General features: G+C 66.9%; 26 protein-coding genes. 12 read left to right on the forward strand and 14 right to left on the reverse strand.

All coding sequences use genetic code 11. The features are described from left to right. The first annotated feature begins 24 nt into the window (after positions 1-24). The gene (locus HDC94_RS10775; RefSeq protein WP_179499037.1) at positions 25-663 is read left to right on the forward strand and encodes a DedA family protein; all 639 of its coding nucleotides are present in this window, start codon (positions 25-27) and stop codon (positions 661-663) included. A gap of 99 nt (positions 664-762) precedes the next feature. Here the strand turns inward: HDC94_RS10775 and HDC94_RS10780 are convergent, their stop codons facing one another. The 5 genes from HDC94_RS10780 to HDC94_RS10800 all read right to left on the reverse strand — a co-directional run bounded on the left by HDC94_RS10780 (position 763) and on the right by HDC94_RS10800 (position 4,716). Continuing rightward, positions 763-1,671 (reverse strand): ABC transporter substrate-binding protein, encoded by a 909-nt coding sequence (locus HDC94_RS10780; protein WP_179497430.1) that lies wholly within the window; start codon positions 1,669-1,671, stop codon positions 763-765. Positions 1,672-1,673: 2 nt separating this feature from the next. Then, positions 1,674-2,420 carry an ABC transporter permease gene (locus tag HDC94_RS10785; RefSeq protein ID WP_179497431.1) on the reverse strand — a complete coding sequence of 249 codons (747 nt, stop codon included), beginning with the start codon at positions 2,418-2,420 and terminating at the stop codon, positions 1,674-1,676. Continuing rightward, on the reverse strand, positions 2,417-3,112 hold the full coding sequence (locus HDC94_RS10790) for an ABC transporter permease (protein ID WP_179497432.1): 696 nt from the start codon (positions 3,110-3,112) through the stop codon (positions 2,417-2,419). Before HDC94_RS10790 ends, HDC94_RS10785 begins: the two co-directional genes overlap by 4 nt. Then, positions 3,109-3,936 (reverse strand): ABC transporter ATP-binding protein, encoded by an 828-nt coding sequence (locus HDC94_RS10795; RefSeq protein WP_179497433.1) that lies wholly within the window; start codon positions 3,934-3,936, stop codon positions 3,109-3,111. The genes HDC94_RS10790 and HDC94_RS10795 overlap by 4 nt, the downstream gene beginning before the upstream one ends. A gap of 117 nt (positions 3,937-4,053) precedes the next feature. Then, the gene (locus HDC94_RS10800; protein ID WP_179497434.1) at positions 4,054-4,716 is read right to left on the reverse strand and encodes a TetR/AcrR family transcriptional regulator; all 663 of its coding nucleotides are present in this window, start codon (positions 4,714-4,716) and stop codon (positions 4,054-4,056) included. Positions 4,717-4,832: 116 nt separating this feature from the next. Between HDC94_RS10800 and HDC94_RS10805 the strand changes: the two genes are divergently transcribed. Continuing rightward, positions 4,833-5,558 carry an SOS response-associated peptidase gene (locus HDC94_RS10805; RefSeq protein WP_179497436.1) on the forward strand — a complete coding sequence of 242 codons (726 nt, stop codon included), beginning with the start codon at positions 4,833-4,835 and terminating at the stop codon, positions 5,556-5,558. A gap of 31 nt (positions 5,559-5,589) precedes the next feature. Further along, positions 5,590-6,621, forward strand: coding sequence for an App1 family protein (locus tag HDC94_RS10810; RefSeq protein ID WP_179497439.1), 1,032 nt, complete (start codon positions 5,590-5,592; stop codon positions 6,619-6,621). A 156-nt stretch (positions 6,622-6,777) separates the two neighbouring features. On the opposite strand, the gene HDC94_RS10815 is transcribed toward HDC94_RS10810, so the two are convergent. Further along, positions 6,778-8,136 (reverse strand): MFS transporter, encoded by a 1,359-nt coding sequence (locus tag HDC94_RS10815; RefSeq protein ID WP_179497441.1) that lies wholly within the window; start codon positions 8,134-8,136, stop codon positions 6,778-6,780. A 28-nt stretch (positions 8,137-8,164) separates the two neighbouring features. Then, positions 8,165-8,920: a dienelactone hydrolase family protein gene (locus HDC94_RS10820; RefSeq protein WP_179497443.1), complete on the reverse strand. Its 756-nt coding sequence runs from the start codon at positions 8,918-8,920 to the stop codon at positions 8,165-8,167. A gap of 74 nt (positions 8,921-8,994) precedes the next feature. On the opposite strand from HDC94_RS10820, the gene HDC94_RS10825 reads away from it, so the two are divergent. Together HDC94_RS10825 and HDC94_RS10830 are read left to right on the forward strand one after the other, a co-directional pair. After that, entirely contained in the window at positions 8,995-9,819 is an 825-nt protein-coding gene (locus HDC94_RS10825; RefSeq protein WP_257021655.1) for a UbiA family prenyltransferase, read from the forward strand. Positions 9,820-9,823: 4 nt separating this feature from the next. After that, complete coding sequence (locus tag HDC94_RS10830; protein ID WP_179497445.1) at positions 9,824-11,056, forward strand: FAD-binding protein; 1,233 nt, start codon at positions 9,824-9,826, stop codon at positions 11,054-11,056. A 9-nt stretch (positions 11,057-11,065) separates the two neighbouring features. Here HDC94_RS10830 and HDC94_RS10835 read toward each other — a convergent pair whose 3' ends face one another. Together HDC94_RS10835 and HDC94_RS10840 are read right to left on the reverse strand one after the other, a co-directional pair. Further along, the gene (locus HDC94_RS10835) at positions 11,066-11,335 is read right to left on the reverse strand and encodes a hypothetical protein (RefSeq protein WP_179497447.1); all 270 of its coding nucleotides are present in this window, start codon (positions 11,333-11,335) and stop codon (positions 11,066-11,068) included. Positions 11,336-11,369: 34 nt separating this feature from the next. Continuing rightward, positions 11,370-13,877 carry an RNA helicase gene (locus HDC94_RS10840; protein WP_179497449.1) on the reverse strand — a complete coding sequence of 836 codons (2,508 nt, stop codon included), beginning with the start codon at positions 13,875-13,877 and terminating at the stop codon, positions 11,370-11,372. 51 nt (positions 13,878-13,928) lie between these two features. Between HDC94_RS10840 and HDC94_RS10845 the strand changes: the two genes are divergently transcribed. The 3 genes from HDC94_RS10845 (at position 13,929) to HDC94_RS10855 (ending at position 16,580) form a co-directional block, all read left to right on the forward strand. Beyond that, positions 13,929-15,398, forward strand: coding sequence for an SDR family NAD(P)-dependent oxidoreductase (locus HDC94_RS10845; protein WP_308495705.1), 1,470 nt, complete (start codon positions 13,929-13,931; stop codon positions 15,396-15,398). After that, positions 15,395-15,607 carry a hypothetical protein gene (locus HDC94_RS10850; RefSeq protein WP_179497451.1) on the forward strand — a complete coding sequence of 71 codons (213 nt, stop codon included), beginning with the start codon at positions 15,395-15,397 and terminating at the stop codon, positions 15,605-15,607. The genes HDC94_RS10845 and HDC94_RS10850 overlap by 4 nt, the downstream gene beginning before the upstream one ends. 64 nt (positions 15,608-15,671) lie before the next feature. Then, the gene (locus HDC94_RS10855; protein WP_179497453.1) at positions 15,672-16,580 is read left to right on the forward strand and encodes a glycosyltransferase family 2 protein; all 909 of its coding nucleotides are present in this window, start codon (positions 15,672-15,674) and stop codon (positions 16,578-16,580) included. Here HDC94_RS10855 and HDC94_RS10860 read toward each other — a convergent pair. Further along, the gene (locus HDC94_RS10860; protein WP_179497455.1) at positions 16,550-17,656 is read right to left on the reverse strand and encodes an ice-binding family protein; all 1,107 of its coding nucleotides are present in this window, start codon (positions 17,654-17,656) and stop codon (positions 16,550-16,552) included. The two genes, HDC94_RS10855 and HDC94_RS10860, sit on opposite strands and share 31 nt — an antisense overlap. Before the next feature lie 102 nt (positions 17,657-17,758). Here HDC94_RS10860 and HDC94_RS10865 point away from each other — a divergent pair, with 102 nt between their 5' ends. Beyond that, positions 17,759-18,319 (forward strand): TetR/AcrR family transcriptional regulator, encoded by a 561-nt coding sequence (locus tag HDC94_RS10865; RefSeq protein ID WP_179497457.1) that lies wholly within the window; start codon positions 17,759-17,761, stop codon positions 18,317-18,319. On the opposite strand, the gene HDC94_RS10870 is transcribed toward HDC94_RS10865, so the two are convergent. The 3 genes from HDC94_RS10870 to HDC94_RS10880 are packed head-to-tail and all read right to left on the reverse strand — an operon-like array spanning position 18,313 to position 21,506. Beyond that, entirely contained in the window at positions 18,313-19,989 is a 1,677-nt protein-coding gene (locus HDC94_RS10870; protein ID WP_179497459.1) for an FAD-binding oxidoreductase, read from the reverse strand. The two genes, HDC94_RS10865 and HDC94_RS10870, sit on opposite strands and share 7 nt — an antisense overlap. After that, on the reverse strand, positions 19,990-20,682 hold the full coding sequence (locus HDC94_RS10875; RefSeq protein ID WP_179497461.1) for a lysophospholipid acyltransferase family protein: 693 nt from the start codon (positions 20,680-20,682) through the stop codon (positions 19,990-19,992). It lies immediately after the preceding gene. Further along, on the reverse strand, positions 20,679-21,506 hold the full coding sequence (locus tag HDC94_RS10880) for an SDR family oxidoreductase (protein WP_179497463.1): 828 nt from the start codon (positions 21,504-21,506) through the stop codon (positions 20,679-20,681). Before HDC94_RS10880 ends, HDC94_RS10875 begins: the two co-directional genes overlap by 4 nt. A gap of 83 nt (positions 21,507-21,589) precedes the next feature. On the opposite strand from HDC94_RS10880, the gene HDC94_RS10885 reads away from it, so the two are divergent. From HDC94_RS10885 to HDC94_RS10895, 3 genes are read left to right on the forward strand one after another with little or no spacing between them, the layout of a single operon-like run. Further along, positions 21,590-22,402, forward strand: coding sequence for a hypothetical protein (locus HDC94_RS10885; protein WP_179497465.1), 813 nt, complete (start codon positions 21,590-21,592; stop codon positions 22,400-22,402). Then, positions 22,399-24,708 carry an SDR family oxidoreductase gene (locus HDC94_RS14910; RefSeq protein WP_179497467.1) on the forward strand — a complete coding sequence of 770 codons (2,310 nt, stop codon included), beginning with the start codon at positions 22,399-22,401 and terminating at the stop codon, positions 24,706-24,708. The genes HDC94_RS10885 and HDC94_RS14910 overlap by 4 nt, the downstream gene beginning before the upstream one ends. 20 nt (positions 24,709-24,728) lie before the next feature. After that, on the forward strand, positions 24,729-25,523 hold the full coding sequence (locus HDC94_RS10895) for a ferritin-like domain-containing protein (protein WP_179497469.1): 795 nt from the start codon (positions 24,729-24,731) through the stop codon (positions 25,521-25,523). On the opposite strand, the gene HDC94_RS10900 is transcribed toward HDC94_RS10895, so the two are convergent. Further along, a complete protein-coding gene (locus HDC94_RS10900) occupies positions 25,520-26,005 on the reverse strand; it encodes a hypothetical protein (RefSeq protein WP_179497471.1) in 486 nt (161 codons plus the stop codon). The two genes, HDC94_RS10895 and HDC94_RS10900, sit on opposite strands and share 4 nt — an antisense overlap. Positions 26,006-26,044: the final 39 nt, after the last annotated feature.

Here is a 26,044-nt window from a genome sequence, read left to right on the forward strand (position 1 = left end):
CCGACCGATGGATTCGCGGCGTGGTTGAACTCGGCCCTGCTGTGGGTGCTCGACCTCGTGCAGTCAGTCAATCCGGTGCTGAGGACCATTCTCGCGGGAGTCGGCATCATGCTCGAGACCTCCGTGCTCATCGGGCTCGTCGTTCCCGGGGACACGATCGTGCTCGTCGCGTCGACAGCCGTCGATGGGTGGGTCGAGTACTGGGCGTTGGTCGTCGCCGTGATCCTCGGGGCCCTCGTCGGAGAGAGCGTGGGCTTCGCGCTCGGTCGATTCTTCGGGCCGCGCATCCGGGCATCGCGCCTCGGTCGCCGCATCGGCGAGGCGAACTGGGCTCGAGCCGCACGCTACGTCGACCGGCGCGGAGGGGTGGCGGTCTTCGTCTCGCGCTTCCTGCCCGTGCTGCACTCCGTCGTGCCCCTCACCGTGGGTATGAGCACCATGACCTACCGCAGGTTCCTGAAGTGGACCGTTCCCGCGACGGTGATCTGGACACTCGCCTACGTCTCCGCCGGGGCTTTCGCCGCGGGGAGCTTCCGCGACCTGCTCGACCGGCTGCACTACGCGGGCTACATCTTCGTGGGCATCATCGCGGCGTTCCTGGTTGTGGTCTTCGTCGTCAAGCGCCTGCTCGAGCGCAGTGCCGAGCGGGACACGGAGGCCTGAGCATCCGTTAACGCGGGATGCCCGGCGAGCCGTCAGGCTCCACCGGGCATCCGCGTACCGGAAGTGCTGAGCCGAGGCCGTTCGCCTCGAGCCTGCTACCTAGCCGAGGCCGTTCGCCTCGAGCCACTGCGACGCGATGTCGGCGCTCGAGAGCTCGTCCACCTGCGACTGCACGTTGAGTGCGACAAGACCCTCGGGGGTCAGAGCTGCGCTCACGGCGTTGATCACGGGCGCGATCTCGTCGGCGATGTCGGCGTTCGCGAGCGGAACGACGTTGGATGCCAGGAACAGACCATCCGGGTCGAGCAGGGTCACGAGGTCGTCCGTCTCGATGCGCGGGTCGGCGCTGTAGACGTTGGCGATGTTGACGGTACCCGCGAGAAGGTCGGCAACGGTGGTGTCACCCGTGGCTTGGAAGGCGACCTCGACGTTGTACTTCTCGAGGAGGCCCTTCGGTCCGTACGGACGCTCGAGAAGCTCCGCGGGGCCACCGAGAGTGAGGGGCACGCTCACAGCGGCCAGATCGACGAGGGACGTGAGGTTGTTCTCCTCGGCGAAGGCTGCGGTCACGTTGTAGGAGTCCTGGTCGGTGGCCGAGGACTGGTCGAGAACCACGAGGCCCTCGGGGAGCACCTCCTGGAGCTCGGCGTAGACGTCGTCGGACGTCGTGGCCGTCGTGTCGGGCGAGTAGAACTGGAGCAGGTTGCCCGTGTACTCGGGGAAGAGGTCGACCTCTCCCGACTCGAGCGACGGCAGGTAGGCGTCGCGCTGGCCGATCTGGAACTTGCGCTCCACGGTGAAGCCCTCTGCCTCCAGGGCCTGCGCGTAGATCTCCGCGATGATCTCGTTGGAGTAGTAGGCCTGGGACCCGATCACGATCGTGTCCGTGGAACCGCCATCCGTACTCGGGTCCAGCGGATCACCTGTAGCGCACCCTGACAGGGCCAATGCCGCCCCGACCACGACTGCTCCGAGAGCGAGTCGGCCTTTGTTCCTTGCTGTGAACATCTTTATCTCTTTCCTTCTTGGATGGGGGTCCCCATCACCGCAGCACGCCGGGTTGGCGTAGTGCGGACGTTCTTCGACCGGCTTCCCGCAACTCCCTGCGGCACCACGAGGTGCTGCAGGAGCGCGAAGAGGCCGTCAAGGGCAAGTGCGAGCACGACGATTACGAGCGCGGCTCCGAGCATCTGGTCGAAGCGACGCAGGGCCAAACCCTCGATGATCGGGAGACCGAGGCCTCCGAGCCCGATATACGCGGCGAGCGTCACGGTCGCCACGACCTGGAGAGTGGCGGCACGAAGGCCACCGATGAGGAGCGGCAGGCCAAGCGGAATCTCCACCTTCCACAACACTTGCCACTCGGTCATCCCCACTGATCGGGCGGAATCAATGACGCGTCTGTCGATCTGCTCGAGCCCGGCATACGCTCCCGCGAGAATCGAGGGAATGGCAAGGAGCACGAAGGCGATGGATGCCGCCAAAGGCTTCTGGGTCACGCCGATCACGAGAACCAACAGGAGAATGAGACCGAAGGATGGCACGGCTCGCGCAGCACCGGAGAGCCCGACCGCCAGCTCCCTGCCCCGGCCCGTATGGCCGATCAGGTACCCGACCGGAATGGCAACCACGGCGGCGATGATCACGGACAGGAACGTGAAGTAGAGGTGCTGCACGATCAACGTGGGGAGCGGAACGTTGTCCACGAGCCGGTCTGGCGAGAAGATCCAGGCGAGGGCTTCAGCGAAGAGGTTCATGCCGCGCCTCCCGCAATCGGCTCCTGCGAACTCGCGCGCACGAGCTCACGGCGCGATCGCCTGCGGGGTGCCCACGGCATGAGCATGCGTCCAACGAGCACCAGAAGGGCGTCAACAGCGAGCGCAAGAATCACCACCATGATCACGCCGACGAGGATCTCCGCGACGATGTTGCGCTGGTAGCCGTTCGTGAACAGATAGCCGAGACTCTGCACGCCGATGAGGATTCCCACGGGCACGAGGCTGATCGTGCTGACGGCAGTCACCCGCAGACCCGCCAGCACGACGGGTCCCGCGAGCGGGAACTCCACGACCCAGAAACGACGCCAGGAGCTGAAGCCCACGGCGGTCGCCGAATCCCGCACCGCCGGGTCGACACTGGCCAGGGCATCCGCCACTGAACGCGACATGAGCGCGATCGCGTAGAGCGTCAGGGCGATCGTCAGGTTGAGGGAACTCAGGAAGCTGATGCCGAGCAGCGGGGGAAGGATCACGAAGAGCGCAAGCGACGGGATCGTGTACAGAAGGCCAGCGAGGGTCAAGAGAAGGCCGCGCGTGAGGCGGAAGCGATAGGCGAACCAGCCGAGAGGGATCGAGATGAGGAACCCGAGCACGATGGGCGGGACCGCCAGCACGAGGTGTTTGAGGGTCAGATCCCAGATCAGTGGGAGGTTGTTGGTGACCCAGTTCACGGAGAGGCCTCACCCTCGACGAGCACTCCGGCCGCCCTGCCCGCTCCGTCGACGAGGATGGCACCCCGATCCGTGCGGCGGATGCTGAGGGCCCTCTTGCCCTGCTCGATTCCGATGAAGCTCGCCACGAAGTCGCTCGCCGGATTCTCGACGATCTCCGTCGGGCTGCCGACCTGCGCGATGCGCGCACCCTTCTCGAGGATGACGACCTGGTCACCGAGGAGGAACGCCTCGTCGATGTCGTGAGTGACGAACACTACTGTCTTGTCGAGGTCACGCTGCAGGCGAATGGTCTCCTGCTGCAGCTCGGCCCGCACGATGGGGTCGACTGCACCGAAAGGCTCGTCCATGAGCAAGATGTTCGGATTCGCGGCAAGACCACGTGCTACTCCCACTCGCTGCTGCTGCCCGCCGGAGAGCTGGCTCGGGTATCGGTCGGCGAGCTCGCGCTGGAGGCCGACGGTATCGAGCAGCTCCAGTGCCTGCTCACGCGCCTTCTTGCGGGGCACACCGTTCAGGACGGGCACGGTCGCGACGTTGTCGATGACCTTGAAGTGAGGCAGCAGGCCCGAGTTCTGCATGACGTAGCCGATACTGCGACGGAGGTGGACGGCATCCCGATCACGAACGTCGGCACCGTCGATCTCGATGGACCCCGAGCTCGGTTCGACCATGCGGTTGATCATGCGGAGCAGCGTCGTCTTGCCGCTCCCCGAGGAGCCGACCAGAACGGTGGTCTTGCGTGCGGGGATCACCAGGTTGAAGTCGTCAACGGCCGTCGTGCCGTCCGCAAAGCTCTTCGTTACCGACCGGAACTCAATCATCGACCACGGCCCATTCCTCGCACCCGACGGCGCGGTTGGCTGTCAGTTCTCCAGCTTCAACCGTATTCGAGGCCTCGGACATTCCGGATTGCCTGAACGAAGAATGTCCGCGTGGGGCTACTTTTCGGTGGGGACCGCTCCCAGATACGGAATGAGCATCATGCTGGCGACTTCGTAGCCGATCTGCAGATAGCGCTGGTCGCCATTCGGGTCACCGTGGAATGCGCGAGTCGCAAGAGCGTCCGACACCTCCACCGCCGCCTCGAAGCGAAGACGGAGCTCCTCGGAATCCTCGATCCCGAAGCGCACGATGATTCCGTCGAGCATGCGGTCGGCGATGATCGACTTGTTGGTCCGCTCGACGGGGGCGGGCCCTAGGTCGATCGCATCACCGACGCGCAGACCCCGGAAGCCGGGCTCCGAGGTGAATGCCTCGACGAGGATGCCCATCGCGGCGGCGAGGGCTGACAGCCAATCCGGATGTTCCGGCTTGAGTACCTCGTCGCCCACGCGATTCAGCACCCGCTCGAGGTTGCGTGCCCCGAGCGCCTGCAAGACAGCTATGCGGTCGGGGAAGTACCGGTACACGGTACCGATCGACGCTCCTGCACGCTCGGCGACCATCGCGGTCGTCAGTCGCTCGAAGCCGATCTCGTCCACGATCGCCGCTGCGGCGTCGAGAAGTCCGCCGAGACGCGCAGCACTGCGCGCCTGCACCGGTTCGTTGCGCAGGGTGACTCGGGTTTCGGGTAATTCGATGGTGGTGTCGTACGCGGCCACGGGCCACTCCTTATTCGATTGAGAATTATGATAGCGCCCAGCGGTCCCGGAAAGGTGATACAGAGTGTTCACACTCCGGCGCGTTTTCCGACCGGATGCGACGGAAGGGGCGCGCCATGTGCGGCAGGTTCGCGATGGATGACACCGTCAATGAACTCATCACCGAGTTCGTGGAGACGACGGGGCTCTCGCCGGAGGATTGGCGCGCCGACTGGAGGCCCTCCTACAACATCCGCCCCACCGATCCCGTGCCGATCCTGCTCGAAACTCTCGTGGACAGGTCCGAGCCCGAGGGCCCCACGATTCACCGTGCGGAGTTGGCCCAGTGGTGGTTCACGCCGAGCTTCGCCAAGGAGTTGCGCAGCAGGCATCCGCTCTTCAACGCGCGCAGCGAGTCGATCACCGAGAAGGCGTCGTTCCGGGACGCGGTCAAGCGACAGCGAGCCATCATCCCCGCGATCGGGTACTACGAGACGCATGACGATGGCTCTGCGAAGAACCCGTACTTCATCCAGCCGCCCGAGGGTCTTCTCTACTTCGCGGGCCTGTACTCGTGGTGGGCCGACCCCGCGAAGGAGCACGGCGACCCCAAGCGCTGGCATCTCACGACGACGATCCTCACTCGCGAGGCCGTCGGCGAGGTCGCGTGGGTCCACGACCGAACGCCCGTCACCCTGCCGAAGGATCTCATCGAGACGTGGGTCGACCCCAAGACCGTCGGTGATGCGGCGTTCGTGGGGGCGATGGTGGATGCCGCGACCCCAGTCGCCGAGGCGCTCGAGTTCCACCGCATCGCCTCGCCCATCCGTGGGGACTCGCCCGACATGATTCGCGCGATCTGACGTCGGGCTGGCTCTCTGTAAGACTGGAGGCATGGCCCGGGGTAAGAACGCGTCCGCGGCCGAGCCGCTCCTTCATCGAGCCGCGCGGATCGAGGACTCGATCAACGCGTGGCGCGAGCGCCGAGGCCGTCGCCGCGGTTTGGTCACCACGATCATCCCGTACGCGGGATACGGCACCCCATCGTGGGCTCGCATCCTGTGCCGGGTTGTCCTCTCGCGCGGGGCGGGCGCACCGAGCCGCGCCGAGAAGGTGCGTGGCTGGCGCAGCTTCTTCAGCATCCCCGTCGACGACGAGGTGATCGTGACGATCGGTGGAGTCGAGCATCGCCTCCAGCCGGACCGGTCGGGCATCGTCGATTCCGTGATCGACGTGGACCTGGAACCCGGATGGAACACCGTCATCCTGGCCACGGCGGACACTGACCCGGTGACCGCCGGCATCTTCGTCGTCGACCCCGCTGCCGGGTTCGGCATCATCTCCGACGTGGATGACACGGTCATGGTCACCGCGCTCCCCCGCCCGTTCCTCGCCGCCTGGAACACCTTCGTGCTCGACGAGCACGCACGAACCCCGGTCGCCGGCATGTCGGTGCTCTACGAGCGCCTCACGCGGGCCAATCCCGGCGCGCCCATCATCTACCTCTCGACGGGGGCATGGAATGTCGCGCCGACCCTCAGCCGGTTCATGAGCAGAAACCTCTACCCGCGCGGGCCGATGCTGCTGACGGACTGGGGCCCGACCCACGACCGGTTCTTCCGTTCCGGCCAGGAGCACAAGCGCACAAGCCTGGAGCGCATCGCCCGGGAGTTCCCCACGACCAAGTGGCTGCTGATCGGCGACGATGGCCAGCACGACGAACAGATCTACCGCGAGTTCGCCCTCGCACACCCCGACAACGTCGCTGCGATCGCCATCCGCCAGCTGTCCCCGGGTGAGGCAGTGTTCGCTGGTGGCCGCAGCAGTGGCAGCGCGGCGGACGAGGTCGGCGTGCCGTGGCTCGCAGCGCCCGACGGGGCCGGGCTCTCCGAGCAGCTCGTAACCGCCGGCATCCTGAGGGTTTAGGGCCCACATGGGCTTCGGGCTGAACACTCGCCAGACCGCCGCTCAGCGACCCCACCGCGTCCGACTGCACACAAAGCTCGCGACACGCCCCACCAGAGGCTTGAAAACACCGACTAGCGGTCAAGAAGTGTGCATCGCGGCGCGATCGATGACTGGCTAGACCTGCGTCACGTGCGCGGGGTTGCGGATGCCCGCGAGGCTGATCAGACCACCGGCGAAAAGCAGGGCGGCCGTGACGATGAGCACGCGGTGGAAACTCGGCACGTCGAGCTGGCCCATGATCACGACGCCGATCATGGCGATGCCGATGAGGCCGGCAACACGCGCGACCGCGTTGTTGACCGCGGACCCGATACCGGCCTCGCTCGAGGGCACGTCGCCGAGGATGGCCGCAGTCAGCGGCGCGACGGTCATGGAGATGCCGAGGGAGAACACGAGCACACCAGGCAGCACGTCGGTGAAGTAGTTGACGCTCTCCCCCATCGACAGGAACAGCAGGTGGCCGATGCCCGCGAGGATGGGCCCCACTGTCATGAAGATCCGGGGTCCGAAGCGCGCGCTCAGCCCACCGAAGAATCGTGACAGCGCCACGTTCGCGATCGAGACGGGGATGAAGGCGAGGGCCGCGAGCGTCGGCGTGAACCCCGCAACCTGCTGGAGGAAGATCACGACGATGAATCCGCTGATCGAGAGCGCACTGTAGACGAACGCGGTTGAGACGTTGCCGACTGAGAAGTTGCGGATGCGGAACAGGCCGAGCGGGAGCATGGGAGCCTTCGCCTTCGACTGCCACCACACGAACGCGATCAGGCTCAGGACACCGATGATCATGGGCAGCAGGATGACGGGGCTCCCCCACCCGAAGTTCTGCTGCTCGATCAGCGCGAAGACCGGCCCGCCGAGGCCAACGATTCCGAGGATCGCACCGGGGATGTCGACGCGGGCGTCCGGCTTCCGCTCGTCCCGCTGCCGCAGGATGAAGAGGAGCCAGAGCGTCACGGCGATCGGCAGCACGTTGATGGCGAAGACCAGGCGCCAGTTCAGGAACTGGACGAAGACGCCTCCCAAAAAGGGTCCGGCGAGGAATGCCGCGCTCGTCCACGCCGTCCACGAACCGATCGCCCTCGCCTGGGCACCGTTGCGGAAGGCCGAGAGGATGATGGCCAGCGAACTGGGCACCAGGAGTGCGCCGGCGATCCCCTGCACACCGCGCAGCACGATCACGAGTTCGACGCTCGGCGCCACGGCGATGGCGAGGGATGCCACGCCGAAGCCGATCAGGCCAGCACGGAGCACCACGATCCTGCCGAAGACATCCGAGAGTGACCCCGCGAGCAGGATGAGGGACCCGAGCGTGATCAGGTAGGCGTCCACGATCCACTGCTGAGTGCTGAGCCCGCCCCCGAGTTCCTCGCTCATGGCGGGCAGCGCGACGTTGATCACGGAACCGTCGAGGAACGCGACGAAGGAGGCGAGCACGGCGATGGCGAGCACCAGCCGTTGTTCTCTGGTCATGGTGAGAGTCAACACCACACGGGCGTCGTCATTCCTTCCGGCCGGCGGTGGGCACGAGATGAGCCCGCAGGAAGGCATCGATCCGTTGCCATGCGTCCGCTGCGGCGGCGGGCTTCGGCCCGAAGTTCATCACACGCACGATCGGTCGCAGCCAGCCCGGACCGTTCAGTTCCTCGTTGAGGAAGACGTGTCCCGCGCCCGGGTACTCCTTCACATCGTGCTCGATGCCGCGGCGGGTGAGCGCCACCTCGATCTTCTCCGCCGCGCCCCTCAGCGTCACATCCTTGCTCCCGTAGCTCGCTACCACCGGGCAGGAGTGCTCGAACGCGGCGTCGAGATCCTTCGGGAGGATCCCGTAGTTCACGGCGGCAACGTCGAAGTCGGCGACGGTCATGATGGCGAAGCCGCCGCCCATGCAGAACCCGATGGCGCCGATTCCGGGAGTAGTGTCATCCCGAGCGGCCAGCCAGAGCCGGGCGGCCTCGATATCGCGGTATGCCCTGCCCGTTCCTGTCTGGAGGGCCTTCATGGTCGCGCGGATGCACTTCATCATCCCGCCCGAGGTGAACAGGTCGGGCATGAGCGCGATGTAGCCGAGCGAGGCGAGGTGTGCGACCTGCTTGCGCATCTCCTCGTCGACACCGAACGCCTCGTGGAGCACAACGACAGCAGGCCAGGGGCCCTCGCCGGTGGGAACGCCCAGCACGCCGCGCAGCCCCGGGCTCGCGCCATCCACGGGCGTGTCGATGGTGATGTCGTGGAGATCACTGACGGAGACGGTCATGGCCGATTCAAGCAGGAGTGGAGCTTCCCCCGCCACCCCCTACCGTCCAACGGCACGGGGCATACGATGACGGGATGACCGCCCGGATGCCCGCGCTGCTGCGTGCCGCGCATCCGCTGCCCACGGTGGCCGTGACCCTCGTGGCCATCGTGCTCGCCGCCAGCGCGGGCCTGGACGTGTGGCGCACCGTTCTCGTCGGGCTCGTCATCCTCGCGAACCAGCTCTCGATCGGCCTCTCCAACGATTGGCTCGACGCCGGTCGCGACCGCGAGACTTCCCGAGCGGACAAGCCCGTGGCGCGGGGGGAACTGGCGCTCGGTACCGCCCGGGCGGTCGCGATCGGGTGCGCGGCGGCATCCGTCGTGCTGAGCCTCCCGCTCGGCTGGGCCGCCGTCGCGGCCCACGCCGTGTTCCTCGCCTCCGGGTGGGTCTACAACGCCGGCCTCAAGAGCAGCGTGTTCTCGGTCGTGCCGTACTTCGCGGGCTTCGCGTCACTCCCGCTCTTTGTCTCGCTCTCCGCCGAACAGCCGGTGCTCGCGTCACCGTGGGTCGTGCTCGCTGGCGGTCTGCTCGGAATCGCTGCGCACGGTGCGAATGTTCTGCCGGACCTGGAGGACGACCGGGCCACGGGGGTTCGCGGATTACCGCACCGCATCGGCGTCAAGGCGACGGGAGTGCTCATCGCTGCTGGGCTGGCCGGGGCATCCGCGAGCGTCGTGTTTGGCGCCGGGCTCACCGGATGGGTTCCTGTCGCCGGCTTCATCGCGAGTCTTGCCGTGGCGGTCGTGTGCGTGTGGCTCGTGTGGACCCGACCGGAGTCACGCGTCGTCTTCCGCCTCATCATGGTCGATGCCCTGATCGTCGTCGCGCTGTTGGCCGCTGCCGGGCCAGTAGCCTGAGACCATGACTGTCGGCACGAACTGGGCGCGCCATTACGAGTACCGCGCCAACGTTCTCCACACCCCACGAACGATCGAGCAACTCCAGGACGTCGTATCCAGGGCGCCTCGGATTCGCGCTCTCGGGAGTCGGCACAGCTTCCATGACCTCGCCGATTCGGCAGAACTCGTGAGCCTCGAGGCACTTCCCCCCGCCATTCGCATCGATGTCGAGAGCGAAACGGTGTCGTTCTCCGGTGGCGTTCGTTATGGCGAACTCGCACCGGTGCTCGCCCAGGCAGGGTGGGCGCTGCGCAATCTCGCGTCCCTTCCCCACATCTCCGTGGCCGGAGCCATCGCGACGGGGACCCACGGTTCCGGGGACGGCAATGGCACGCTCAGTCGTGCCGTTGCTGGCCTCGACATCGTCACGGCGAGCGGTGAGATCGTGACCATGTCACCAGCGGACCCCGATTTCGACGGGGCGATCGTCTCGCTCGGATCACTCGGGGTCGTCAGCAGCATCACGCTCGACATCGAGCCGACGTTCGAGGTGCGCCAGGACGTCTACGAGGGGCTCACCTGGACCAACCTTCTCGAGAACCTCGACGCGATCATGGCCCGTGCGTACAGCGTGAGCGTGTTCACGCAGTGGCAGGGCGAGGACGTGGGCCGCGTGTGGCTGAAGTCCGTGATCGGGGAGCGCCGACCACCGCAGACGTTGTACGGTGCGACGCCAGCACTCGGGGCGCGGCATCCGATCCACGACATGCCCACCGAGGCCACCACCCAGCAGGGCGGCGTGCCCGGCCCGTGGCTCGACAGGCTTCCGCACTTCCGGATGGACCACACACCCTCCGTCGGCAACGAACTGCAGAGCGAGTACATCGTTCCGCGACGTCACGGCGTCGAGGCCGTAGCCGCCATTCGGGCGCTCAGCGAGCGGATCACGCCGCACCTGCACATCAGCGAGTTGCGCAGCATGGCGGCGGACTCGCTGTGGCTCAGCGGGGCCTACGAGACGGATGCCCTCGCGATCCACTTCACGTGGAAGAAGGAGCCGGATGCCGTGCTGCCGCTCCTCGAACTGATCGAGGAGACGCTCGCACCCTTCGAGGCCCGCCCGCACTGGGGAAAGCTCTTCCATGCCGTGGACCGCAGCCGCTACCCGCGCCTCCCCGACTTCGTCGCTCTCGCGGAGCGTCTCGACCCCGAAGGCACGTTCCGCAACGACTTCGTGAACACCCACGTGTTCTGAGCTGTGGGCCTACGCCTCCGGGTTGTCGCCTCGCTGCAGCTCCGGCGCTGCTGGTGCTGTCGGCGGCACATCGGGCTTGCGGCGTGAACGAACCACCAGAAGAATGCCGCCCGCGAGGACGATCACAGCTCCCACGATGAACCACGGGAGCAGGGCTGCGAGATCGGCGCCCGTCGCGGCGAGCGCGGGACCAGAGGACTGTGCTGCAGTGGCAGGCGACACGGCGACGAGCGCAAGGCTCACCGAAACCAGACCCACGACGAGCGACTTCAGGTTCATGACGACTCCCAGATTTTCGGCCAGCGCGGGTAGTCTAACCCGCTCCCACAGGGCCGACCGCCGTGACGGTGACCGCTGCGACACCCAGCTCGGCTGACTCCTCGAGGTCGACCGTTGCACTGATGCCCCAGTCGTGGTTGCCCTCCGGATCCTCGAAGATCTGGCGGACCAGCCACTGGCCGGGCTTCTCGGTAATCATGAGGAGTGCCGGGCCCCGGGCATCCGGCCCCGTCCCGACGGTGTCGTACTCGTCGAAGTAGTCATCCATCGCGGTCGCCCAGGCGTCGGCGTCGAAACCGGATGCCGCATCCAGCTCGCCGAGCGTCTCCCAATCCTCCCTCGCCGCCAGCTGCACACGGCGGAACATCTCGTTGCGCACGAGCACCCGGAACGCACGGGGGTTGCTGAGGATCGAGGGCGGCGCCGGGGGCACGATCGGTGCGTCGCTCGCCGCACGTTGGACGCCGCTGATCATCGCCTCCCACTCGTCGACGAGGCTCGAGTCCACCTGGCGGACGAGTTCTCCGAGCCACTCGATGAGGTCGCGCAGCTCCTCCGTCTTGGCGCCGTCCGGGATTGTCTGCCGGGTCGCCCGGTAGGCGTCGGAGAGGTACCGCAGGACAAGCCCTTCGCTGCGCGCGAGCCCGTAGTAGCCGACATAGTCCGCGAAGGTCATCGCGCGCTCGTACATGTCCCGAACGACCGACTTGGGGCTGAGTGCGAAGTCGCCGATCCAGGGTTGGCTTGCGCTGTAGGTCTCGAACGCGGCATCCAGCAGCTCTTCGAGGGGTTTGGGCCACGTCACTGCCTCGAGGAGTTCCATGCGCTCGTCGTACTCGATGCCCTCGGACTTCATCGCGGCAACGGCCTCGCCACGGGCCTTGAACTGCTGCTGGGACAGGATCGGGCGCGGATCGTCGAGGGTGGCCTCGAGCACCGAGATCATGTCGAGGGCGTATCCCGGCTGCTCAGGGTCGAGAAGATCGAAAACGGCCAGCGCGAAGGGCGACAAGGGCTGGTTGAGTGCGAAGTTCGCCTGGAGGTCGACCGTGAGGGCGATGCTTCCGTCCGGCTGCTGGACAACAACTCCCGCCGTGCGCAGCGTGCGGTAGATCGCGAGTGCGCGCCGGGCGAGGGCCAGCTGGGCCTTCCACGGCTCGTGGCTGGAGAAGATGAGGTCGCGCATGTCCTCGAACGCGTTACCGCCCCGCGCGATCACGTTGAGGATCATCGAGTGGCTCACGATCATGTGCGAGGTGAGCGTCTCGGGCGGTGCGGCGATCATCCGCTCGAAGCTGTTCTCGCTCCAGGAGACGAATCCCTCGGGGGGTCGTTTGCGCACGATCTTGCGGAGCTTCTTGGGGTCCTCCCCCGCCTTGGCGACGGACTTAGCGTTCTCCGCCTCGTGCTCGGGAGCGAGCGCCACCACGGTGCCCGCTGTGTCGTACCCCGCACGACCGGCACGACCGGCGATCTGGTGGAACTCGCGAGCGCTCAACTGGCGCATCCGAGTGCCGTCGTACTTCGTGAGCGCCGTCAGCAGCACTGTGCGAATCGGCACATTGATGCCCACGCCGAGAGTGTCCGTGCCGCAGATGACGCGAAGCAGGCCGCGCTGGGCGAGCTGCTCGACCAGTCGGCGGTACTTGGGGAGCATTCCCGCGTGGTGCACACCGATGCCGCTCCGGATGAGACGGCTCAGCGTCTGTCCGAAGACCGTCGTGAAACGGAAATCGCCGATGGCCTCCGCGATCTCGTCGCGGCCCTCACGACTGACGACCTTGATACTCGTCATGGCCTGAGCGCGTTCGAGTGCTGCGGCCTGCGAGAAGTGCACGATGTAGATCGGGGACTGGTGGGTCTGGAGGAGCTCCTCCACGGTCTCGTGGGCAGTCGCGACCGCGTAGCTGTAGTGCAGCGGCACGGGGCGATCGACGCCCGTGATGAGGCTCGTCTCGCGACCCGTGCGAGCCGAGAGGTCGTCCGCGATGTCCGACATGTCGCCGAGGGTGGCTGACATGAGGAGGAACTGCGCCTGCGGGAGCGTCAGCAGGGGGACCTGCCACGCCCAGCCACGTTCAGGGTCGCCGTAGTAATGGAACTCGTCCATGACAACCTGCTGGACGGGCGCAGCTGCCCCGTGGCGAAGGGCGAGGTTCGCGAGGATCTCCGCCGTGCAGCAGATGATCGGGGCATCCGGATTCACCGAACTGTCGCCCGTGACCATGCCGACGTTCTCCGGGCCGAAGATCTCGACGAGGGCGAAGAACTTCTCGCTCACGAGCGCCTTGATCGGGGCCGTGTAGTAGGTGCGCTGGCCCTGGGCAAGGGCGACGAAGTGCGCCGCGATGGCGACCATGGACTTGCCGGTGCCGGTCGGTGTGCTCAGGACGACGTTGTTGCCCGACACGAGGTCGACGAGGGCTTCCTCCTGGGCCGGGTACAGATCCAGACCGCGGGAGTCACGCGCCCAGTCGACGAACGCCTCCCACGCGGCATCCGGATCCCAGGGGTCTGGCGCGACATCGAGGAGGCTGGGCACCCCTCAACCGTAGCCGTCGGGTGGCGGGCGGTCGGGAAAGTAGAATCTCGTGTGCCCTCCGAGACTTCCCCTCCCACCGACGGCCTCGATCCCGAGGACCTCGCGACCACCCTTCGTGTGCTCGAGTCGATGGCGGAACTCGACGAGGAGCATCCCGACTTCGTCGCCGTGCGCCGCGCAACCGCTCGCATGTTCAAGGCCGTGAAGAAGGCCAGGCGGCTCGAACTGCGAGCCCAGGTCGCCGAGGCGGACCGCGCCGTCGTCGCAGCCACCGCGACCGGGGCCCCCGACCGGATCGACGACGAGACCCGCGGCATCCCCATCTCCACGAGCACCACGGCGCCCACAGCCGGCACGCTCATCAAGGCACGCGCCTGCTACATCTGCAAGCAGCCGTACACGGTCGTCGATGCCTTCTACCATCAGCTCTGCCCGGACTGCGCGGCTCTCAATCACGCCAAGCGGGACGCTCGAACCGACCTCACGGGCAAGCGGGCACTGCTGACCGGTGGTCGCGCCAAGATCGGCATGTACATCGCCCTGCGCCTGCTGCGGGATGGCGCGCACACGACCATCACGACCCGCTTCCCGCGCGATGCCGTGCGCCGCTTCACCTCGCTGCCCGACTCCCCCGAGTGGATCGACCGCCTCAGGGTCGTGGGCATCGACCTGCGCGACCCGGCCCAGGTGATCGGGCTCAGCGACTCCGTCGCCGCGCAGGGCCCCCTCGACATCCTCATCAACAACGCGACCCAGACGGTGCGTCGCTCCCCCGGCGCCTACCAGCCCCTCGTGGACGCAGAGCTCGCACCGCTGCCCGACGGTCCCCTGCCCGAGCTCGTGACGTTCGGGCACACGACCGACCCCCACCCACTCGCGCTGCAGGACTCGGTGAACTCACACCCGATCCTCGCTGCGGCTGCCGCACGCGCGGAGGAACTCGCCGAGCAGGCCATGACGGCAGGATCGAGCTCACTCGAACGGCTTGCCGCGGGAACCGCCATCGACGCCGGCGGCCTCCTGCCCGACCTCGACGACAGCAACTCGTGGACGCAGCGGGTCGAGGAGGTCGAGCCCCTCGAACTGCTCGAGGTGCAGCTGGCGAACTCGACCGCGCCGTTCATCCTCATCTCACGCCTGCGCCCCTCGATGGCCGCCTCCCCCGCTCGCCGCAAGTACGTGGTCAACGTGAGCGCGATGGAGGGCGTGTTCAATCGGGGCTACAAGGGCCCTGGGCATCCCCACACCAACATGGCCAAGGCTGCGGTGAACATGCTGACCCGCACGAGTTCCCGCGAGATGTTCGAGAGCGACGGCATCCTCATGACGAGTGTCGACACGGGCTGGATCACCGACGAACGACCGCACCCGACCAAAGTGCGCCTCGCGGAGGAGGGTTTCCACGCACCCCTCGACCTCGTGGATGGCGCGGCGCGCGTGTACGACCCCATCGTGCGTGGTGAGGCCGGCGAGGATCTCTTCGGTGTATTCCTCAAGGACTACCGGCCGGGGCAGTGGTGACCGGGTTCCCCTACCCCGCCGGCACGCGAGTCGTGGTCCGCTACCGCCTCGACGACGGGCGCGCGACCGACGCGCTCGGGTGGGTGCACGTCTCCGATGCCACACACTGCGTGATCGCGACCAAGCGCGGCCTCGAGACGATCGCCCTCGCGGACATCATCGCCTCGAAGGAAGTTCCTCCCCCGCCACCGCCGCGCCCCCGCTCGTGAGGGCGCTGCCCTCGCGCCCATACGATGGAGGGATGCTCCGACACCCGCATCGCGAAGGCCGGTCGTGACCGACACGCTGCCCAGGGCGCTTATCGCCATTGCGACGTACCGGCGCCCCCGTGAACTCGCACTGCTGCTGGAGTCGCTCGAGCAGCAGGTGCCCGCGTGCGGAGCGGACGTGGTCGTGGTGGACAACGACGCGGAGGGTTCCGGGCGCGAGGTTGCGCTCGCGTCATCCGTCGTCACAACCTACGTTGTCGAGGCTGAACCCGGCATCGCCCAGGCGCGCAATCGCGGCCTCGACTTCTTCGACGAGAGCTATGACGCGATCGTCTTCGTCGACGACGACGAGGTGGCGGATGCCGCGTGGCTCGAGACTCTTCTCGGCTTCCTCCGCGACTCCGGCATCGACATCGCCCTCGGCGCTGTCATCACGACCATCCCGGACACCGCACCGACGTGGGTGACCGAGGGAGGCTATCTCCAGCGCGGCATCATGCCGACCGGCTCGTACGTTCCGACGGCGGCGACGAACAACGTGGCGATCCGCCGGACCAGATGGGTGGATGCCGGGTCCCCACGTTTCGACCCAGCCTTCTCCGCGACCGGCGGGAGCGACACCGCGTTCTTCCTGCGCCTGGGCGAAGCCGGGCTCGGCATCAAGTCGGTTGCCGAGGCGATCGTCTACGAACCCATGCCCACGGGACGCGTCACCCGACGGTGGGTCGCCCGTCGGATGACCCGCAACGGCATCGTCGCTGGTCGCCTGATCGCCGAGAGACGGGGCCGCCGCGCCGTGGTCGATCATGGTCTCGGCCAGATCGGAGTGGGGATCCGACTGGTGCTGGGTGACCTCCGCCATCGACGACCGGTGACGGCGACGTCGTCGCGCACCCTCCTCATGGGCGTCGGAGAGGTCTACTCGGCCTTCGGCGGGCGGATCTACGAGTACAAGCGGCCGCGTCGACGCTGAGCCATGACGGCCAGGGTTCCGATGCCGAGGAGCCCGAGTGCGCCGCCACCCACGGCGAGGACGGTCGAGAGGTCGCTGCCAGTCGCTGCGAGCGAACCGCCATTGCCCGTACCGGTGCCGGTTCCAGCACCGCCACCGCCGTTGCCCCCGCCGGTTCCGTTGTCAGTGCCGGTGTCGATGTCGATGTCTTCGTCGTCGGGGATCGGAAGCACGGGGCCCGTGGGTCCGTCCTCCGAATCGACCGGCGGGGTGGTTCCGGGCTCCGTGCCCTCCTCGCCGGCACTCCAGATATCGCCGTTTCCCCCTGAGGTGTCGCAGGTCTGGGTCGTGAACCGGTTGCTCTGGAGCGTAACGGCGGCGTCCTGGGCGAAGAGGCGGCCGGCGATGGTCGCGCCGGTGACCGCCGACACGGAGGATCGCGCGATCACGGTGCCCACGATGTGCGACCCCGCGCCGAGCGTTCCCGCGCTACCGAGTCGCCAGAACACGTTGCATTCCTGAACGTCGCCCGTCAGCACGACGGTGCTGCCCGCACCCATCGTGAGCGTGCTGACCGCCGTGAAGATGAAGACGTCATCAGCGTCGCCGTTGAGAGTGATAGTCCCACCGTTCAGGAGGGAGCTTGGCGACGAGTAGGAGCCGGCGAGGAAGACCTTGCCATCCATGTCGGCGAGCCCGATGTTGTACGACGGGACCGCCATCAATGCGTCCGCCGCCGTGCCGACCGCGCCCTTGGCGGTGATGGCGACGGCGTCATTGCTATGGGTCGCCCCACCGATCATCTCGGCGGTGAACCCGGTGAAGGCCGACCCTGGGCTGACCCCGAGGCTGCCCGGAAGGAGCGAGGCCCCGGTGTTGGTGACTTCCGAACCCGCAAGCACGGTGAACTCCGCACTGGTTCCCAGGAAGTCAGCTGCACCGACGTCTCCCGGGATGGCGTAGGCCGGGCTGGCGATGAGCAGGGCTGCTGCTCCGGAGAAGGCGATAACAGCGAGAGAAGCTGTTTTTGCGGACAGGGACATTGGTACCTCGTTCACGATCTGCTGCTGCACGGTCATGAACGGCGGGGTGTGCACCCCTCGGATTTTCAGCCGGTCTTCTGCTCAGGATGACCCTGTCTACCCCCAAAGTCAATGGCCTGAGGCACATTCACACGTCCTTGCCCCTACCATGGGCGCATGGGGCGCGCCGGCGTGGACAGCAGGATTCACGCCGCTGCATTGGAAATCCTCCGCTCGCGCGGACCTGCCGCGGTGAGCGTCGAAGCGGTGGCTGCGGCATCCGGTGTCGCCAAGACGACCATCTACAGGCGATACGACAATCGCGAGGTTCTCCTGGCCGCAGCCGTCGAGAATGCGACTGGCCCCATCTCGGTCCCCGACGACCTTCCGGCGCGCGAGACTCTCCGATGGGTGCTCCAGCATGCCCGGGACCGCCTCGATGTCGTCATCGGCCGGGGAACACTCGCCGCGATCGTGTCCGGTGACGAACCCCACCTGACGTCACTACTGCTCGGCCTCGTCCGGGCGAGCCTCGACCCACTCCGCGCGAAGCTCCACGAGGACGTCGACCGTGGAGAGCTCCGCGCCGATCTCGACGTCGAGCTGGCGATCACCGTGATCATGGGCGCGGTGATCTCCGAGGTCATCCGCGGGCGAGCGACGGATGACGCGTGGGTCGAGCAGGTCCTCGCACTTCTGTGGCCCGGCCTCGCCCCCGAGCCAACCGCGGATCAGTAGCCGGCGCGGACGATCTTGCCCGGGTTGAAGTTCGATCCCGGGTCGGCACCCTCGAGCAGCGCTGACATGACGGCGACACCCTCGACGGAGATGTCCTCCTCGAGCCACGGCGAGTGCTCGCGACCGACGCCGTGGTGGTGCGAGATCGTGGCGCCGTTGTCAACGAAGGCCTGCTGGATCGCTTTCTTCACCACGTCGTACTCGCCGAGCGGGTCATCCCCGAAGACGAAGGCGAACGTGAAGTAGAGGCACGCGCCGGAGTGGTACGAGTGCGAGAGATGGGACATGATCCACCCCTTGATGCCGAGTTCGGCATATGCAGCGTTCGCAGCGGCGACCGTGTTGTCGTGCACCTGGATGAGCTTCGACCACGGTGCTGCCGTCTCGGACACGTCGCCAGCGGCCCCCCGGTCGAGAAGGAAGTCACGCAGGTAGGGGGTGTCGAACTTCTTCTGGTCGTAGAGGATGCCCGGGCCCTTGCCCACACCCATACCGCCGTGCTTCTTGACGATCGCATCGACGAGCTTCTTCTGCCGCTTGGCGTGGGCGACCGAGCCCTCGTACCCGATGAACGAGATGCAGATCTTGTCGAGGTCCCACCCCTTCGAACGCATGAGGCCGGGAAGCACTGTACCCGCGAGGAACTTGTCGAACCCCTTGCGGTCCTTGGAGGTGGCCAGGGAGAAGCCCGTTTCGGGAGCATCGGAGACGCGGGTGATGGTGGGCGCGGCATCCGATTCCGAGATCTCCCGCATCGCGTGGATGCCCGCCTCGAACGTCGGGAAGAAGTACGCGTAGACATCGCGCTTCGCGGGGATCCTGTGCACCTGCACGGTGACCTCGGTGATCACTCCGAGCCGACCCTCGCTACCGAGGATCATCTCGCGGACGCTCGGTCCGCTCGAGGTGCTGGGAAGGGGCCTCAGCACGAGCGTGCCGCCGGGCCGGACCATACGAAGGCCGCGGGCGATCTCCGCGATGTCGCCGTACTTGTCCGACTGCATACCCGAGGATCGTGTCGCGACCCAACCACCGAGCGTGGAGTGGGTGAAGCTGTCGGGGAAGTGACCGATCGTCCATCCGCGGGCGTTCAGGGCGGCCTCGAGGTCGGGGCCCTGGGCTCCAGCCTGGATGCGGGCGAGGCCCGACTCCTCGTCGATCTCCACGAGCTTGTCGAGCCTTCCGAGGTCGAGCGAGATCACAGCGCGCTCCTCCTCCTTGCGCGGCTCGAGACTGCCAGCGATGTTGCTCCCGCCGCCGAACGGGATGATGACGGCATCGGCGGAGACGGCGGCATCCACGATAGCCTGCACCTGCGCCTCATCCGCCGGATATACGACGACGTCGGGCGCGCGCTCGATGACATTCGCGCGAATCCTCACGAGGTCGCGAAGGCTCTTGCCGTAGGTGTGGATGACGCGCACCATGTCATCGGTCGTGACGTGATCCTCGCCGGTGATGCCCGCGAGTGCCGACAGGAGCGTCGAGGGAGCCTTGCTCGCCGGAACCGAGATGTCGGTGAACGCGGGTTCGCCGACGGCGGTGGCCGTTCCCAGGTCGAGACCGACGGCCTGAAGCACGAAGGGTGCGAACCCGGGCTTGTCCTCGTGGTGGAACCCCACCCCGTCCTTGCCCCAACCCCACCACTTCATGTGCTTGACCGCGGTCATCTACTTCCCCTTCTCTGCGTGCTGGCGAACGGGCATCGGTCGCACGGATTCGTGTAGTTGTCGCACCTCGGCGGCGAGTCGCCGGGAGAAATCCTCTGTCGCCTCGCCCTCGAACGCCGTCATCGGCTCGCCGAAGACGACGGTCACGGGGAGTCTGCCACGCTTCGGCCAGTTCACACCGCGCGGCATCGCCACGCTCGCCCCGACCAGGGCGATCGGCACGATGGGTACCCCACTCGCCATGGAGAGCGCGGCGGCGCCGGGCTTGAAGCGACCCATCTCGCCATGGCGCGAGCGTCCGCCCTCGGGGAAGAGCAGGAGAGGAACTCCGCGCTCGAGCAGCGAACGGGATGCACCCGAGCGCTTGCCCTCGGAGTTGCGCTCCACCGCGAAGGCGTTGAAGAAGAGTGTTGTCAGCCACTTGCGCCACGCGACATCGAAGAAGTAGTCGGCAGCGGCGCCGGCAGCGAGGTACCTCGCGTGCCGGCGCGGGAGCGCCCCGATGATGAGCGGCGCGTCGAGGTGGCTGGAATGGTTCGCGATCACGATGAAGGGTGCTTCGAGCGACGAGAGCCGCTCACGACCCACCGTGTCGACCCGCACCAACGACCAGACGAGGGGCTTGAGCATCCCCCGCTGTGCGACGAACCTGATCGCCGCGACGGTGCGCGAGGTGAATCTGTCCCCACTCATGGCCGATCTCCTTCCGCCGGTACAGGGGGTTCGGAGCCCTCTGTCGCTGCGACTGGGTCCCGTCGGCGTGAACTGAGTCGTCCGGAGATCCAGCGAACCGTGCGACGCGGAAGATATCGGGCAAACCACCCGAGCACGCGGTAACGAACAGTGGGTATGGAGATCACTCGACCGCGCTCTGCGTCCCGCAGGGCGATGCGCACGACATCGTTCGGGCTGGTCCACAACCAGTCGGGGATTGTGCTCGTCCGCACTCCCGCCCGCGCGTGCCACTCTGTCGAAACCCACCCGGGCAGGACCGCTGTCACGCGAACCCCCGAATCGCGCAGCTCGACCGCGAGGCTCTGGGTGAATGTCGTGACCCAGGACTTGATGGCGGAGTACGACCCGGTGGTGAGGAGGCTCTGCAAGCTGGAGACGTTGATGATCGCGCCGCTCCCGCGCGCCCTCATGACGCGGCCGGCAGCCGAGGAGAGCATGAACACCGCGCGGCACATGACGTCGAAGGCATGTTCATGCACCGCTGTGTCGACAGCGGTAATCGGCACGTGCACGCCGAAGCCGGCGTTGTTGACGACGGTGTCGATCGGATGCTCGGAGCTCTCGATCAGCAGGGCGACGCGCTCCACATCTTCCCGCCGGGCCAGGTCCGCCTCCACCGTCGTGACATTGATGCCGAATTCGGCATGTAGGCGTTCAGCGCTTTCGGTGAGGCGTGCGACATCACGTGCCACGAGCACGAGGTCATATCCGGCGACGGCGAGCTGGCGGGCGAACTCGGCCCCGATGCCGGAAGTCCCGCCCGTGACTAGAGCCGTTGCCATGCTGGATACCTTACGCTACGGGCCCCGTAGCGTAAGGCCGCTAGACTTGGCCACACCTAGCCAGCTTCACGGAGGTTTGACGGATGCCTGAACACTCGGAGGCGTCCGTGGAATCAGTCGATCTGACGGCCTATCCCGCACCACATTTCGACGTTCGTGAGTACGCGCGGACTGCCGCGGGCAGCCACCGGGAGATGCTTGGGCTCGATTCCTACCGACGGGCCCCGCTCCCGCCGGAAACGCTCCGCGCGCTTTCCTACCTGCAGGTCATCGAGCGGGCGACCATGACCCATCTGCGGAGCGTCCTCGTCACGGCGACACACAAGGACGCGCGCATCACCGCGTTCCTCGTCACCTGGGCATACGAGAAGTACTGGATCGCGGACGCGCTCGAGCAGGTCCTCCTCGCGCACCAGCCAGAGGGTGCTGAGACGGACAAGGTGTTCCGTACACCGGTGGAGCGCACCATCCGAGAATCGATCTACGCGAACATCGTGGGCGTCCCGATGATCGCCGTTCACATGACGCTGGGTACCGTCGACGAATGGCTCACGCAGACGGCGTACGGGCGGATCGCGGGACTCGCGGGCAGTGAGCAGCTGGCCACCACGCTGGCCACCTTCCGCTCGGTGAAGGAACGGCAGCTCGACTTCTTCGAGGCACAGTCGCGCTTCCGCCTTGGGGAGTCGCCTCGTGCACGATCGCTCACCCGCCGCCGCCTCGCGAAGACCCCGTGGCCCATCGGTGCGAAGGCCGAGCCAGCCGACGAGACCCGGCACTTCTACGAGTACGTGTTCTCCGGCGCCCCCGACCTCGTTGCGGAACTCGACGCACGCATCGATTCCCTCCCCGGCCAGTCCGGACTCTCCCTGATTCGAAAGGCTGCTCGCCTGTGAGCCCTGCACGCTCGACACCCGGCCACGTCCTCACCAACGAGCACGTGTTCCTCACGGGCGGCACAGGGTTCGTGGGCCAGGCGATCCTCGAACGGCTGCTGTCGTCGCATCCTGGCACCCGCATCTCCGTGCTCGTTCGCGGCAAGGGCAGCCAGAGCGCCCGGGCGAGGCTCGACAACCTCCTTCGCAAGCCGGTCTTCCGCGGTTGGATGGAACGGGTCGGCGAGGACGAGGCCCGACGACAGTTCGCCGAGCGTGTGCGCGTCGTCGACGGCAGCCTGAGCCGGGTTGGTGCACTGCCCGACGACCTCGACGTCGTGATTCACAGCGCATCCACCGTGTCGTTCGACCCACCCATCGACGAGGCATTCGAGACCAACGTCGGCGGGGCCCACGGGGTCTACGGAGCCCTGCTCGAGAGCGGGAGCGACCCGCACGTCGTCCACATCTCCACCGCGTACGTCGGCGGCATCCGCAAGGGGATCGCCCCGGAGGCGTCCCTCACGCACGAGGTCGACTGGCGCGCCGAATACGAGGCCGCGAAGTCGGCCCGCGACCGGGTCGAGCTGGAGTCCCGCAAGCCCGAGGCGTTGCGGAAGCACCTCGCCGTCGCCAAGGCACGCCACGGCAAGACCGGGCCCCAGGCTGTCGCCCAATTCGCGGAAGCGGCTCGCGCGGCGTGGGTGCGCGAGCGCCTCGTCGATTTCGGTCGGACTCGCGCCGAGAGCCTCGGCTGGACCGACGTCTACACGCTCACCAAGGCCTTCGCCGAACGAGCAGCGGAGGAGCTGTGGTCGGATGCCGGGCACCGGCTGTCGATCGTGCGCCCGTCGATCATCGAGAGCGCGCTGCGGCATCCCTTCCCGGGCTGGATCGACGGATTCAAGGTCGCCGACCCGCTCATCATCGCCTACGGGCGAGGCCAGCTGCCCGACTTCCCCGGACTCCCCGACTCGGTGCTCGACATCATCCCCGTCGACTTCGTCGTCAATGCGACGCTCGCCGTCGCGGCTCGGCCGGCGGAGCCGCGTGAGGCGAAGTACTTCCAGGTCGTCTCGGGCAAGACCAACCCGCTGCCGTTCCACCAGATGTACGAGAACGTGCACGACTACTTCACGGCGAACCCGCTGCCCGACGAGAAGGGCGACATCGCGGTGCCCCGGTGGCGTTTCCCCGGCGGCCACCGCGTGGAGCGCGCGCTCGTGCGCCGCGAACGCCAGGCTGGCCGCGCCGAGCGCATCATCGAGCGTCTGCCCACGACTCCCCGCACGCGGCGCTGGCTCGACACGGTGACCAAGGGCCAGCACGGTCTCGAGCAGCTGCGCGCCTTCACCGAGCTGTACCGCGCCTATGTGCAGACCGAGATCATCTTCGATGACACAAACACCCGTGCGCTCCTCCATTCGCTCCCGAAGGAGATCCAGGAGGACGAGGGGTTCGACGTCAATGACATCGTCTGGTCGCACTACTTCCAGGAGATCCACTTCCCCGCGGTCACGACCCTGACCCGTGCCTTCGGCAAGCGGCCGGCGGCACGCGAGAAGGCGGTACGCGCTCTGCCCGCGAGGGACGACGTCGTCGCGATCTTCGACCTGGAGGGCACGGTCCTCGAGTCGAACCTCGTCAAGCAGTACCTCCAGCTGTGGTCGAACACGGTGCCGCGCAAGAGGTTCGCGCACGACCTCGCGACGTTCACCTTCTCGCTGCGCAAGTACTGGAAGGCCGAGCGGCGTGACCGCGGCGAGTTCATCCGCACGTTCATGCGTCGTTACGAGGGCTTCAAGGTCGCCGAGATCGAGCGCGAGGTCAGCGGTCGCTTCGGCAGGGCGATGATGCGACGCGCACTGCCCGAGGCCCTGCAGCGGGTCCAGCAGCACCGCGATGCCGGGCACCGCACCATCCTCGTCACCGGCACCATCGACCTCATGGTCGAGCCCTTCGTGCCGTTCTTCGACGAGGTCGTTGCCGGGCGGATGCACGAGCGCGACGGTGTCCTCACGGGCTTCCTCGCCGATCCCCCGCTCGTCGACGAGGCCCGCGCCGCCTGGCTGCGCCACTACGCCGCGCAGAACGGCTTCGACCTCAGCCAGTCCTACGGCTACGGCGACAGCCACGCCGACCTTGTCTGGTTGCAGTTGCTCGGCCACCCGAGTGCCGTGAACCCCGACATCCGCCTGTACCGCCACGCGCGGGAGAAGCACTGGAACGTGCTTGACTGGAAACGCGGGGCAGCACCAATCCCCGCAGTCAGCCGCACCGAACAAGAAGCACACCACAGCATCGCGGAAGGAGCAGGCCGGGCGTAGAACCTCGGCCGCGTGCATCCATGGCTTTCGATATCGACAAGTACACCGAGACGTCGGTCAGCGTCGCCTGGAAGGATCTCGACTTCGACGAGTTCGAGACCAACCCCCTGCCGCCCGAGACACTCGCGACTCTGCGCTACATGTGCGACGTGGAGTACCACACCGTCTGCTACCTGCGCGACCTGCTCGTGACGCCCTCCCACAAGGAGGCGGATGTCTCGGCCTTCATGACCATGTGGAACCGTGAGGAGTTCTGGCACGGTGAGGCCCTCGCTGCCGTCCTCGCCAAGCACGGGGTCACCGTCGACTTCGACCAGCTGAAGGCCACGCGGCTGAAGCTCGGTTGGAAGGACCGTCTCGACCCGATCAAGCAGTCCCTGCTCGGCAATATCGTCGGCAAGGACTTCATCGCCGTGCACATGATCTGGGGTGCGGCGAACGAGTGGTCCGCCGTGGCCGCGTACAACCGGCTTGCCGACCTGCAGCAGCACCCCGTGCTCGCCGAGTTGCTCCGTCGCATCGCCAAGCAGGAGGCACGCCACGTCGCCTTCTACGCGACGCAGGCTCGTGAGCGTCTTGCCAAGAGCAAGAAGGCCCAGGTGCTCGCGCGCTTCGCCCTCAAGAACGCCTGGGGCCCGGTGGGTTCGAGCATCATGGAGCCCGACGACGTGACCCACGTGATGGGCCATCTGTTCGCTGGCGAGGAGGGACTCCGCGAGATCCGCAAGCTCGACGAGCACATCTCGCGTATGCCCGGCCTCGATGGCCTCACGATCGTCGAGACCTCGATGAAGAAGTACGGCGTCGCGGCCTAGCGCCTGATCTCGACCAGCAGCACCCAGGCGTTCAGCACCGAGCTGACGAACGCCAACAGCATGCCGGCCGCCACGAAGTACAGCCCGGCATCGAGCCCGGCGACGAGTATGAGTGCGCCAGCGACAAAGCTGAGAATCGGAACAATCAGGACCGCGCCCTTCACGAGGCGCACCACAGCGAGCTGGTCAGGCAACCGCGCCAACCGGACCGCCGAATCGATCGCGAATCCGAGAGCTGCGAGCGAGAACACGAGCGTGACCCACCCCATTCCGCCAGTACCGATGCCCGGTATGAGACCTGCGACCGCGACGACGACAACGAGCACGAGTGACGCGATTGTCGCACCGGCGCGGGACGGGAGGGAGCGCTCCGACACGATTGTCTCGATGTTCACCGACATGGCAACGATGATGAGACCCGCGAGGGCTGCGGCCGCACCCGCGGTCGCCACGAACAGCTCACTCCAGTCGTCAAGTTCCACGGCGCCAGACTAGCCAAACCTCCGGCGCAAGCGTCACCG

Origin of the sequence: Leifsonia sp. AK011 (assembly GCF_013410945.1) — a bacterium.
Taxonomy (GTDB): Bacteria; Actinomycetota; Actinomycetes; order Actinomycetales; family Microbacteriaceae; genus Rhodoglobus.

Coding starts and splice junctions, on each gene's coding strand:
- HDC94_RS10780 (WP_179497430.1), bottom strand. CDS start 1,671: ATGTTCACAGCAAGGAACAAAGGCCGACTCGCTCTCGGAGCAGTCGTG.
- HDC94_RS10785 (WP_179497431.1), bottom strand. CDS start 2,420: ATGAACCTCTTCGCTGAAGCCCTCGCCTGGATCTTCTCGCCAGACCGG.
- HDC94_RS10795 (WP_179497433.1), bottom strand. CDS start 3,936: ATGATTGAGTTCCGGTCGGTAACGAAGAGCTTTGCGGACGGCACGACG.
- HDC94_RS10805 (WP_179497436.1), top strand. CDS start 4,833: ATGTGCGGCAGGTTCGCGATGGATGACACCGTCAATGAACTCATCACC.
- HDC94_RS10810 (WP_179497439.1), top strand. CDS start 5,590: ATGGCCCGGGGTAAGAACGCGTCCGCGGCCGAGCCGCTCCTTCATCGA.
- HDC94_RS10815 (WP_179497441.1), bottom strand. CDS start 8,136: ATGACCAGAGAACAACGGCTGGTGCTCGCCATCGCCGTGCTCGCCTCC.
- HDC94_RS10820 (WP_179497443.1), bottom strand. CDS start 8,920: ATGACCGTCTCCGTCAGTGATCTCCACGACATCACCATCGACACGCCC.
- HDC94_RS10825 (WP_257021655.1), top strand. CDS start 8,995: ATGACCGCCCGGATGCCCGCGCTGCTGCGTGCCGCGCATCCGCTGCCC.
- HDC94_RS10830 (WP_179497445.1), top strand. CDS start 9,824: ATGACTGTCGGCACGAACTGGGCGCGCCATTACGAGTACCGCGCCAAC.
- HDC94_RS10835 (WP_179497447.1), bottom strand. CDS start 11,335: ATGAACCTGAAGTCGCTCGTCGTGGGTCTGGTTTCGGTGAGCCTTGCG.
- HDC94_RS10865 (WP_179497457.1), top strand. CDS start 17,759: ATGGGGCGCGCCGGCGTGGACAGCAGGATTCACGCCGCTGCATTGGAA.
- HDC94_RS10870 (WP_179497459.1), bottom strand. CDS start 19,989: ATGACCGCGGTCAAGCACATGAAGTGGTGGGGTTGGGGCAAGGACGGG.
- HDC94_RS10875 (WP_179497461.1), bottom strand. CDS start 20,682: ATGAGTGGGGACAGATTCACCTCGCGCACCGTCGCGGCGATCAGGTTC.
- HDC94_RS10880 (WP_179497463.1), bottom strand. CDS start 21,506: ATGGCAACGGCTCTAGTCACGGGCGGGACTTCCGGCATCGGGGCCGAG.
- HDC94_RS10885 (WP_179497465.1), top strand. CDS start 21,590: ATGCCTGAACACTCGGAGGCGTCCGTGGAATCAGTCGATCTGACGGCC.
- HDC94_RS10895 (WP_179497469.1), top strand. CDS start 24,729: ATGGCTTTCGATATCGACAAGTACACCGAGACGTCGGTCAGCGTCGCC.